Genomic DNA, 10,851 nt, shown 5'->3' with positions numbered 1-10,851 from the left:
CCCTCCCGCAAACTGCGCGGGAGGGGGTGTAAACTTCGACGAGCATCCCGCGCGTCGCCCGGATCTCGATCCGCGCAGTTCTCCCCCTCCTGCCCGCGAAGCGGGGGAGGGGGCCGGGGGGAGGGGGCCCTCGCCCGTGCCGGACGCCTGCCTCGCACGATGAAGTTCTCCCCCTCTCCCGCGCAGTTTGCGGGAGAGGGGGCCGGGGGGTGAGGGGCCCCGCGCAGCGGGCGCCGTAAAAGCCCGCCTGCCTCAGGACCCTCCCCTCCGTCATCCAGCGCTGCCCCCCCTCCCACGCCCCTCGAACGACAAAGGCCGGCTCGAGCGCTCCTCGTGCGAGAAGCATCGAACCGGCCTAGTCGTCTCCGCGGCGGCGGAAGAACGGGAAGATGCGCGACCTTCGCCGCGGCGCCGTTACGCTGAACCGCCAGTACTCCACCTGGTCCCCCACCTGCAGGACCGCGAAGTACACCGCGGTGGGAACCCGCTGCCCCTGGAGGTCGCGGCCGTCCCAGTAGGCCTGCTTTCGGCCGGGCTCGGTGTAGCGCAGGTTGAGCACCGGCACGTTGCTGCCGCGGGGATGCCCCACGGCACGGGGGATGGCCACCAGCTGGCCCAGCATGTTCACGATGCGGATGGTGACCAGCTTGGGCTCACCAGCCGCAAAGATCCGCTCCTCCAGTACGAAGGGGATGTAGGTGTCGGGATTTGCAGGCTCGGGATAGTTCTGCTCCACCCGGAATCCGCGGGACTGGGGGCCGGTGTTGCCCTGCGCACGAACGCCGGGAGGGGAGCCGCCGCAGATGAGCCACAAGAGGAGCAGAACAGATGGTGCACGCAGCATCAGCACCCTTTCTGTTCACCAGGTTTCGTACGTGGTATGCTCCTCCGTAAGCGGGGCCCTGCCGTTGGATGTGCGGTCAACATACCCGCGCCGCACGCGCGGGGTCAAGCAAGGTCCGGTGCGACATTCGTTTGCGGACTCTCCCCGTCTTCCTCTGCCTCGTCCACCACCTCCGCCGGTGCGCCCGGCACGGTGCCGGCGCTCTCCAGGAACAGCTCCAGCGAGCGGAACGGCCGATCCTGCGCCAGCTGCGCCTCCAGGAACGCCTTGAGCAGCGCGCGGTGCGTCCCCGGCCGGGCCACGCCCCCCTCGGGCACGTGGCCCGCCAGCATCCGCCGCAGCTCCGCCCGGCTCTCCGCGTCCAGCACGCGCCCCGCCCGCCTGCACCCCGTGCACGCCGCCCCGCCCGCCATCGCATCGAAGCGCACGGGCTCGTCCGGGTCCAGGACGCGGCCGCAGTGGATGCACGCGCCCGCCTGCGGCTCGAACCCCAGCAGCACGATCAGCGACCACGCGCCCGTGAGCGACGCCGCCAGCGCCTGCTCCGGCCCGCGCGCCTCCGCCACCAGGTCCCAGGCATCCGCCAGGGCGTGGTACAGGTCGGGGTGCGGCTCCTCCGTCCCCGTGCGCATCACCACCTCGGACAGGAGCGAGGCGCCCGCGAAGCCCACGAGAGAGCGGCCCAGCGCCTGCCGGCTGCGCAGCAGGTCGAAGCCGCCGAGCGTGTGCAGGTCGCGGCCGTAGCGGTGGTAGAAGGTGGCGGTTCCCTCGGTGAAGGGCTCCAGCACCCCGCCGTACCGGCTCTTCGGCCGCAGCGCGCCCTTGGCGATCACCGACACCAGGCCGTGGTCCCACGTATACAGGCGCAGGATCTTGCTGGTCTCGCTGTACGGGAACGCCTGCAGCACCAGCGCGCGCGTGCTCACCAGCGCCACGGCGGCCTCCCCTACCCCGCCGTGCGCCCCCGCCGCGCGGCGTACACGGCGCCGCCGGCGAGGATGGCGCCCGCGATCCCCAGCGCCAGCCAGCGCGGGTCCACCGGCGGCGGCTGGGGCCCGCGCCAGTCCAGCGCCGGCGCCGCGCCCGCGCGCAGCCCCGTCGCCAGGTAGCGGGTGAAGTTCTCTCCCTGCACGCTGTACGGCGCGCCGCTGCCCAGGCCGCGCGCTTTCACGTCGGGCGCGGGCTCGCGCACGTACACGAACAGCGTGTCGGTCGGACGGCCGAGCGCCACCGGCATCCGCTTCACGTTCGCGGGAAGCTTGTAGCGGAAGAAGAACTCGCGGTCGCCGGGGATCAGCGGCTGCGTGAACCACGCTTTATCCCCCATCCGCACCATCCCCCCGAAGGTCACCTTCGCGCTGTCGGCCCGGTCGCCCTCGCCCGCCTCGAAGGCGTCGCTCCCCGGCGGGAGGGCGATGGAGAGGAGCGGCTTCGGCTCGGCGACCAGGGTGCGGGCGGACGGGTTGCGCAGGCGCACGATCTCGCCGACTTCCATGCTCCCGTCCATGTTGGGCGCCAGGAACACGTCGCGGCGGCTCACCCGCACCGAGTCGGCCAGCGCCGCCGACGAGGTGGTGTCGTAGACGGTGATGGCGTACTGCGCGGCCGGGTCCTCGGGGTGCACGGCGGGGCCGAAGTAGCGCACCCCGTCGGCGATGGCCGTGGCGAAGAAGACGGTGAACCCCGCGGCCGGGTCGTCGGGCGGCAGGGGGATGGAAAAGCGGCCGCCGGCGGCGGAGACGGTGCTGTCGATCTGGCCGCGGGTGTCGCGGGTCACGCGGTGCAGCTGCACGCGCACGCCGGGCGCGCCCCGGCCCGCCTTCACCACGCGGCCGTTCAGCACGCGCTGGGCGGCGAGCGGCGCGGCGAGTGCGAGCGCGGCGAGCAAAACGAGCGCGAGGCGAGCCGCCGGGGGGCGGGCCGCCTCGCGGAGTCGGCGGAGCGGGATCACGGGTTGAAGCGGCCCAGGTCTTCGGGATTCAGGCGGCGCAGGTACTCCTTCAGCTCCTCGGAGGTCAGCCCCGCGCCGGGCGGCAGCTCCACCTCGCCGCCGGGAACGTCGTCGCCCGCCTCGGGAGGGGCGATCTCGAACGCGGCGGTGGTCAGCAGCTCGTCGCCCGCGAACAGCTGCGCGCGCGTGCGCAGCGCGATGGCGATGGAGTCCGACGGGCGCGCGTCCACGGTGAACAGTTCCTCGCCGCGCTGGATGACCAGCTCGGCGAAGTAGGTGTTGTCCTGCACGCGGGTGATGAGGACGCGCGTGAGGTGGCCGCCCAGCCCGTTGATGATGGACGGGAAAAGGTCGTGCGTGAGCGGGCGGGCGAACTTCATCCCCGCCAGCTCCATGGCGATGGCGCTGGCCTCGGCGGGGCCGATCCAGATGGGCAGAACGCGGTCGCCCTCCTCCTCCTGGAGGATGACGACCGGCGACTTGGTGTTCTGGTCGAGCCCCAGGCTCTGTACCCGTACCTTGATCATCGGTCCCGCCGTGCAAGCAATGGGGTGGGATGGCGCTGTCCGCTCGCTCGCGTTCGCCGCCTCACCCACCCGGCCTGGTGTGTCGATGCCTGAGGATTCCGCCCCGCCCGCCGATACGACCGACCGCAGGGAATGTTCCGCGCGGGTGGTAGCGGCGAAGGGCGGGATCGGGGCGTCTTCCCTTCCGGCTCAAGGACGACTTCGGGGGATGTGGACGCCCGGGATCGTCGCGTCTCCGAAGCGCTCGCGCCGCCCTCTCCCCGCGCCTTAGAGCGCTCGCCCTCTCCCGTACCGGGCGAGGGGGGCTGCCGCACCCTCCACGCGGCCTGCGAACTCTGGTTGCGCGGATGCTCCGGTCGTGCCGGGATGCCGGTTCAGCGACCTCTCCCGGTACGGGAGAGGTGGACGGCCTCAGCCGGACGGAGAGGGCGCGATGCCGGGCGCGCGCACCGAAAACCGTCGAGCGCCCCTGTCCCCTGTCCCTGTCCCCTATCGCCCTACGACCCCGCCTTCGCCGCGGTGCGCAGATCGTCCACCCGCGGCGTCTCCTCCCAGGGGAAGAGCTTCACCTCGCCCCTGCCGTTCTGCGACATCTCGGAGGTGCGGCCGAAGTGGCCGTACGCGGCGGTCGGGCGGTAGATCGGGGTGCGCAGGCCCAAGGACTGGATGATCCCCTTGGGCGTGAAGTCGAACACCTCGCGCAGCGCGTTCTCGATCATCTCCTCGTCCACCTGCGCGGTGCCGAAGGTGTCCACGCGCACCGACACGGGCTGGGCCACGCCGATCGCGTAGGCCAGCTGGATCTCGCAGCGGCGGGCGAGACCGGCGGCCACCACGTGCTTGGCCGCCCAGCGCGCGGCGTACGCGGCGCTGCGGTCCACCTTGGTGGGGTCCTTGCCGCTGAACGCGCCGCCGCCGTGGCGCCCCATCCCGCCGTAGGTGTCCACGATGATCTTGCGCCCGGTGAGCCCCGCGTCGCCGTGGGGCCCGCCGATCACGAAGCGGCCGGTGGGGTTCACGTGGATCGTGGTCTTCTCCGGGTCGAACAGCCCTTCCGGGAGCGACGGGGTGATCACCTGCTCGATCACCCCCTGCCGGATCTCGTCCTGCGTGGCCTCGGGGTCGTGCTGCGTGGAGACCACCACCGTGTCCACGCACACCGGGCGGTCGCCCTCGTACTCCACCGAGACCTGCGTCTTCCCGTCGGGGCGCAGCCAGGCCAGCGTGCCGTCCTTGCGCACCGCCGCCAGCCGCTCGGCCATGCGGTGGGCCAGCAGGATGGGGGTCGGCATCAGCGCGTCGTTCTCGTCGGTCGCGTAGCCGAACATCATCCCCTGGTCGCCCGCGCCGCCGGTGTCCACCCCCTGCGCGATGTCGGGGCTCTGCCGGTCGATGGTGGTCATCACCGCGCAGGTGTGCGCGTCGATGCCGTACTGGGCGTCGGTGTAGCCGATCCCCTTCAGCGTCCCGCGGACGATGGAGGGAATGTCGACGTAGGTGGAGGTGGTGATCTCGCCGGCCACCACGGCCACGCCGGTGGTCACCAGCGTCTCGCAGGCCACGCGCCCCGTGGGGTCGTCGGCCAGGATGGCGTCGAGAACGGCGTCGCTGATCTGGTCGGCGATCTTGTCGGGGTGCCCCTCGGTGACCGACTCCGAGGTGAAGAGCTGGCGGCGGGCCATCGGGTATCTGTCCGGGGAGATGCGTGTGTGTGGCGGAAGTTCGCTTGCGGCGGGAAGATACCGCGTCAGCCGGACCCCGACAAGCTCCACGGCCCGGCGAACTTGGAGAGGTCGAGCGCCGCCCCCAGCCGGCTGGTGAGCGCCCTCAGCACCGCGTCGGGGGTGGGCGCGCGCACCGCCTCGGCCACCGCGGCCTCGGCCTCGGCGAACGAGACCGAGCGGATGACCTTCTTGATCTCGGCCAGCGACGCGGGGCCCACCGAGAGCGAGCTCACCCGCATCCCGATGAGCATGAACGCGGCGACCGGGTTGGCCGCCACCTCGCCGCACACGCCCACCTCGATCCCCGCCTCGCGGCCGGCGCGCGCGGTCATGTCCATCAGCCGCACCACGGCGGGGTGGAAGGGGTTGTAGAGCTTGGCCAGGCGCGAGTTGCCGCGGTCCACGGCCAGCGTGTACTGCACCAGGTCGTTGGTGCCGATGGAGAAGAAGTCCACGTGCCGCGCCAGCTCGGGCGCGCTGAGCGCCGCGGCCGGCGTCTCGATCATCGCCCCCAGGCTGTACGTCTCCGGCACCTCGTGCCCCTCGGCGGCCAGCTGCTCGCGCGACTCCTCGATCAGCCGGCGCGTCTGCTCCACCTCGGAGATGTCGTTGATGAGCGGGAGCATGATGCGCACGTCGCCGTGCTTCATGGCCCGGAGCAGCGCGCGCAGCTGGGTGCGGAAGATGGCCGGCTCATCGAGGCAGACGCGGATGGCGCGCCACCCCAGGAAGGGGTTCTCCTCGGGCGCCATGTGCAGGAACGCCGGGAACTTGTCGCCGCCCAGGTCGAAGGTGCGGATGATCACCGGGTGCGCCGGGAAGGCCTCGGCCACGGCCCGGTACGCGCGGTACTGCTCGTCTTCGCCCGGCGCGGTGTTGCGGCCCACCACCAGGAACTCGGTGCGGTACAGGCCGATGCCGCAGGCGCCGTGGTTGCGGGCGCTGGTGGCCTCGCCGGGAAGGTCGATGTTGCTGCGCAGCTCCAGCCCCACCCCGTCGCGGGTCCGGGACGGGAGATGGGCCAGCAGCACCAGCTCCTGCTCCCACTCGCGCACCGCGAAGTCGCGCTCGCGGTAGGCCTGCTGCTCGTCGGCGCTGGGGTCCACGATCACCCGCCCCGTGCGCCCGTCCAGGATCACCTCCTGCCCGTCCCTCACCTGCTCCGACAGGTCGCCCAGCGACACGACGCAGGGGATGTCGAGCGAGCGCGCCAGGATGGACGAGTGCGAGGTGCGCGTGCCCAGGTCGGTGGCGATGCCGATGACGTGCTCGGGGTCCAGCTGCACGGTGAGCGACGGCGTGAGCTCGCGGGCCACCAGGATCACGTGCTTGTGCTCGGCCGCGCGCGACCCGATGTCGGGGTCGGGAAGCGACATCAGGCGCCGCTGCACGCGGTTCTGCACGTCGGCCAGGTCGTTCAGCCGGTCCAGCACCATGGGGTGGGAGGAGTGCGAGAGGGCCGACTCCCACTCCAGCACCCGCCACTCGAAGGCGCGCTCGGCGCTCAGGTGGTTCTCGCGGATGTAGCCGAGCGTTCCCTGCACCAGGTCGGCGTCCTCGAGCATCAGCAGCTGCGGCTCGAAGATCTGGGCCTCCACCTCGCCCATCTTCTTCGCGGTGCGCTCCATCAGCTCGCGGATGCGCCCCTTGGCCCACTCGCAGGCGTCCAGGAAGCGGACGACCTCGTCTTCCACGCGCTCGGGCGCCACCGTGGCGCCGTGCGGCACGCGCGGCACCTCCCAGCGCAGCACGCGCGCGGGGGCGATGACGATTCCCGGCGCGGCCGGGATCCCGTCGCGGACCAGGCTCACGGGCGTCAGTCCTCTCCGAACCGGTTCTGGATGAGCTGCACCAGCGCGTCCACCGCCGCCTGCGAGTCGTCGCCCGCGGCGCGGATCTGCACGGTGCTGCCGCACTCGGCCGCCAGCATCATCACCCCCATGATGCTCTTCCCGCTCACCTCCACGTCTTCCTTGCGGATCCAGACGTCGGCGGCAAAGCGGTTGGCCAGCTTCACGAACTCCGCGGCGGGGCGCGCGTGGAGGCCGTACTTGTTCACGATCTGCACTTCGCTGCTCGTTTCCATCCGTCCCGGCGGTATCAGGTGCGTGCGAGGACCAGCCCCGCGATCAGCGCGACAACCATGGCCACGGCGGCGGCGGCGCGCACGCGGCGGCCCAGCGCCACCCCCAGCACGGCCGCGGCGGCGCCCGCGGCCCACTCCCAGGCGTGCGAGCCCTTCGGCGCCGCCGCCAGCGCCGCGGCCAGCCCGGCCAGCAGCGCCCCCGCCTGCGCGGCGCGGTCGCCCATGCGCTGGAAGGGAACGCCGCGCAGCGTGCCGCCGATCCGCAGCCCGTCGCGCAGCCCCGTCCTGAGGCCCCACGCGCGCATCCACAGGTGCAGCGCGTTGAACACCAGCAGGAAGGCGAGCGCCCCCACCCACCAGGCGGCCCCGGCGAGGACGAGGGAGACGCCCAGCAGCACCGACATCGGCCGCCACATCAGCCACACCAGGCGGTCGCCGAGCGTCCCGAGCGACCCACGGACGGCGGCCTTGAAGCGCGCCACCGTTTCCGGCGGCACGCGCTCGGCCTCCAGCCGGGCGATGGCGCCCGCGGCCACGGCGGCCAGGTACGGGTGGCTGTTGAAGAGCTCGGTGTGCCGCCCCAGCGCCCGCCGCAGCGCCTCGTCGTCGCCCGCGTGCACCCGCCGCAGCGCGGGACTCAGGATGAACGCCAGCCCCGTGCCGATCAGCGTCTGGTAATTCCAGCTCCCCTGCACGGCGAAGGAGCGCAGCAGCATGCGCCGGCGCACCCCCGCGCCCAGCTCCGTCACCTCAGCCATGCCACCGCCGCCCCGGCCGCCGCGCCCGCCAGGAAGAACGGGTAGTTCCCCCGCCCGAAGAGCCGCAGCGCCGAGGCCACCCCCGCCACCACCGCCAGCCGGACGACGGTTCCGACAGCGATTTCCGGGAAGCCGGAGAAGTCGATCGTCCCCAGCAGCAGGTCCAGCACCCCCACGCCGACCAGCGTCAGCACCGCGCCGCGCGCGAAGTCCACCGCGACCGGCGTCAGGTGGCGCCGCGCCACCTCCCGCGGCGTCACTCCCTCGGGCGGCGAGCCGGCGAAGCGGACGTTGAACTGGCGCATCCGCTCCACCGAGTATCCCCCCACCCACTCCAGCGCCAGGGCGACCAGAACGGCCACCAGCAGCGTGGCCGACGCGGCGACGGGGGGCGACTGCGAGGCGGCGAAGACGCCGCCCACGGCCACCGAGGCCGGGCCCCCCTCGGGGTACTTCGCCGCGCCCACGGGGAGGACCGCGAGATGCAGCGCCTCGAGCACGATCCCCGCCTGGATCCCCAGCATCGGCCGGCCGACGGCGAGCCCCCCGAGCGCGGCGGCCACGAAGGGGCGCGACACCATGAACTGCCCCACCGAGGTCCCGTCGAGCGCGACGAGGCCCCCCAGCAGGGCGAGCACGGCGGTCTGCGCGGCGGTGGGAATCATCTCATACCCGTTTTACGGACGTGCGTGATTCCCGGCGCACGTGTGGCGACTGGCCATGGATCCTTCGGCCTGCCGCCGCCGGTGCGTGGACCGGTTCGCCGTGGCCGGCCTCAGGATGACGTCTCCGGGCGCGTATCGAATGCACAGTCGATCTCAAGGTCCGTATCAGCCGGGCGTCAGTTCCTTCAGCGGCACCTTCTTCGACGCGGGCAGGTCCCGCGCCGACACCTCGGCCCCGCCGGCGGCGATCACGTCCAGCTGCCCGCGCTCCTCGGGGCGCAGGTGCAGGTACGAGAGGATGCGCGCGCGCCCCTCGGCGTGGTGGATCCCGCCCAGGTTCACCTCTTCGCCCGCCAGCAGCCCGCCCTCGGCCATCCGGGCCGCGGTGGCGACGTCGCGGACCAGCACGATGGTGCGCTTGTGCTCGGCCTTCCACGCCGGCAGGTCGCCGCGCGCGGTGGCCACGGAAAGGAAGCGCGCCTCGATCTCCGGGGGCACCCCCAGGCAGTACAGCTCCTGCTCCCACGGGCTGGCCGCGAGATCATCATCCACCACCACGATGCGGTCGGCGTGGAGCGGGCCGCCCCAGCCCACCACCACCTGGCCGTGGATGAGCCGTTCGTCGACCCTAAACAGCACGATCGGCATGCGCCGCCGCCTCCCGGTGGGCGCCGCTGACCCCCGCGCGCCCCTTCTCCACCAGCCGCTCCACCAGCTCGGCCAGCGGCATCTCGCGGTGGAAGACGAAGTCCAGCAGCACGGGCAGGTTCACCCCGGTCACGATCCCCGTTCCCGGCCGCTCCAGCGCGATGCGCCGCGCGGTGAAGGCGCAGCTTCCGCTTCCCATGTCGGTGAAGACGATGGCGGGACCCTCGTCGCCCAGCGCGCCCGTGACGCTGGCCTGCAGCGCCTCGGGGCCGCACCCCTCGTTGCTGAGCGGGACCAGCGCATCGCCCTCCACGCCGCTGATGGCCAGGACCGACGACACCAGCCCCTGCGCCAGCGACCCGTGCGCCACCACGACGCCGCGCACCGGCTCACTCATAGTCTTCCTCCAGGTACTCCAGGGTCCCGGACATGCGCGCCTGCAGCCGCCGGTTGAACAGCGCGGCGGTGTCGTGGCCCGAGAACTTCAGCAGGTGGTTCATCGCCACCACCTCGCAGACCACGGTGATGTTCTTTCCCGGCACCAGCGGGATGGTGACCTTGGGCACGGGCACGCCCAGGATCTCGGCGAACTGGGGATCCAGCCCCGTGCGGTCGTAGGTCGCGCTCCCGTTCCACACCTCCAGCTGCACCACCACCTCGATGCGCTTCTGCTGGCGGATGGCGCGGATGCCGAACAGGCGGTGCACGTCGATGATCCCCACGCCGCGGATCTCCATGTGGTGCCGCTGCAGCTCGTGCCCGCGCCCGATCAGCACCTCGTGCCCGCGCCGCGACACGATCACCAGGTCGTCGGCCACCAGCCGGTGCCCGCGCTCCACCAGGTCGAGCACCGCCTCGCTCTTCCCTACCCCGCTGGTGCCGGTGAAGAGCAGCCCCACGCCGTACACGTCGGCCAGCGAGCCGTGCATGGTGGTGGTGGGCGCGAAGCGCTCTTCCAGGAACGGCTTGATGCGGGTGTAGAACTCGGAGGTCTTGAGCCCCGAGAGGATCACCGGGGTGCCCACGCGGTTGGCCACGTCGATCAGCGGCTCCGGCGGCGCCTGCCCCTTGGTGATGAAGATGACGGGAATGTCGAAGGAAAGGAACGCCTCGATGGCGCTGGTGCGGCGGTCGTCGTCCAGCGACTCGAGGAACGAGATCTCGGTTTCGCCCAGCACCTGCACGCGGTCGCTGGGAAAGCGCTCGCTGTAGCCGGTGAGCACCAGCCCGGGGCTGGAGATGTCGGGGTTGTGGATCTCGCGGACCAGCCCGCGCCCGTCGGTGAGCAGCTCGAGACCGAGCGGCTCCTTCTTGGTGCGCAGCAGCTCGTCGACCGTCAGGGTGGAAGGCAATCCGCCGCTCCGTCTCGCGTCCGCGTTTTCGTTTGCCGGGTAGACGCGGAAGGATGCGACGCGGTCACGCGGGGGGCAAGGGGAAGTCCTAAGTCCTAAGTCCTAAGTCCTAAGTCCTAAGTCCTAAGTCCTAAGTCCTAAGTGCTGAGTGCTGAGTGCTGAGTGCTGAGTGCTGTCAACGCCGGGTGAAAGTCTGACACTTCTGGCGGCCGAAAATCTGACAGCCGGGAGTGGGTGACGAGCCCGAGTCGTCGCGTCGAAATCAGAGGGTGGAGGTGCTCGCGGTGGGAGTCGGG

The 10,851-nt window shown here is 71.9% G+C and carries 12 protein-coding genes; all 12 read right to left on the bottom strand.

Annotation, left to right across the window (positions count from 1 at the left end):
• Positions 1 to 355 precede the first annotated feature (355 nt).
• A complete protein-coding gene (locus VLK66_RS12860; RefSeq protein ID WP_325309828.1) occupies positions 356 to 736 on the bottom strand; it encodes a hypothetical protein in 381 nt (126 codons plus the stop codon).
• Between the two features lie 212 nt (positions 737 to 948).
• Entirely contained in the window at positions 949 to 1,779 is an 831-nt protein-coding gene (gene recO / locus VLK66_RS12855) for a DNA repair protein RecO (protein WP_325309827.1), read from the bottom strand.
• Positions 1,780 to 1,790: 11 nt separating this feature from the next.
• A complete protein-coding gene (locus VLK66_RS12850; RefSeq protein WP_325309826.1) occupies positions 1,791 to 2,732 on the bottom strand; it encodes a hypothetical protein in 942 nt (313 codons plus the stop codon).
• Positions 2,733 to 2,791: 59 nt separating this feature from the next.
• Positions 2,792 to 3,322, bottom strand: coding sequence for a bifunctional nuclease family protein (locus VLK66_RS12845; RefSeq protein ID WP_325309825.1), 531 nt, complete (start codon positions 3,320 to 3,322; stop codon positions 2,792 to 2,794).
• 497 nt (positions 3,323 to 3,819) lie between these two features.
• A complete protein-coding gene (gene metK, locus VLK66_RS12840) occupies positions 3,820 to 5,004 on the bottom strand; it encodes a methionine adenosyltransferase (protein ID WP_325309824.1) in 1,185 nt (394 codons plus the stop codon).
• A gap of 65 nt (positions 5,005 to 5,069) precedes the next feature.
• The gene (gene ptsP / locus VLK66_RS12835) at positions 5,070 to 6,857 is read right to left on the bottom strand and encodes a phosphoenolpyruvate--protein phosphotransferase (RefSeq protein WP_325309823.1); all 1,788 of its coding nucleotides are present in this window, start codon (positions 6,855 to 6,857) and stop codon (positions 5,070 to 5,072) included.
• A gap of 5 nt (positions 6,858 to 6,862) precedes the next feature.
• Complete coding sequence (locus VLK66_RS12830; protein WP_325309822.1) at positions 6,863 to 7,132, bottom strand: HPr family phosphocarrier protein; 270 nt, start codon at positions 7,130 to 7,132, stop codon at positions 6,863 to 6,865.
• A gap of 14 nt (positions 7,133 to 7,146) precedes the next feature.
• On the bottom strand, positions 7,147 to 7,890 hold the full coding sequence (locus tag VLK66_RS12825) for a PTS system mannose/fructose/sorbose family transporter subunit IID (RefSeq protein ID WP_325309821.1): 744 nt from the start codon (positions 7,888 to 7,890) through the stop codon (positions 7,147 to 7,149).
• Positions 7,878 to 8,555: a PTS sugar transporter subunit IIC gene (locus VLK66_RS12820; protein ID WP_325309820.1), complete on the bottom strand. Its 678-nt coding sequence runs from the start codon at positions 8,553 to 8,555 to the stop codon at positions 7,878 to 7,880. Before VLK66_RS12820 ends, VLK66_RS12825 begins: the two co-directional genes overlap by 13 nt.
• 165 nt (positions 8,556 to 8,720) lie before the next feature.
• Positions 8,721 to 9,203: a PTS sugar transporter subunit IIB gene (locus tag VLK66_RS12815; RefSeq protein WP_325309819.1), complete on the bottom strand. Its 483-nt coding sequence runs from the start codon at positions 9,201 to 9,203 to the stop codon at positions 8,721 to 8,723.
• Positions 9,184 to 9,600 (bottom strand): hypothetical protein, encoded by a 417-nt coding sequence (locus VLK66_RS12810; RefSeq protein WP_325309818.1) that lies wholly within the window; start codon positions 9,598 to 9,600, stop codon positions 9,184 to 9,186. The genes VLK66_RS12815 and VLK66_RS12810 overlap by 20 nt, the downstream gene beginning before the upstream one ends.
• A complete protein-coding gene (gene hprK, locus VLK66_RS12805; RefSeq protein WP_325309817.1) occupies positions 9,593 to 10,555 on the bottom strand; it encodes an HPr(Ser) kinase/phosphatase in 963 nt (320 codons plus the stop codon). The genes VLK66_RS12810 and hprK overlap by 8 nt, the downstream gene beginning before the upstream one ends.
• Between the last annotated feature and the right edge of the window lie 296 nt (positions 10,556 to 10,851).

Source organism: Longimicrobium sp. (assembly GCF_035474595.1).
GTDB lineage: Bacteria > Gemmatimonadota > Gemmatimonadetes > Longimicrobiales > Longimicrobiaceae > Longimicrobium.
The sequence above is the reverse complement of the archived record's forward strand: the minus strand, read 5'-3'. Positions and strand labels throughout refer to the sequence as shown.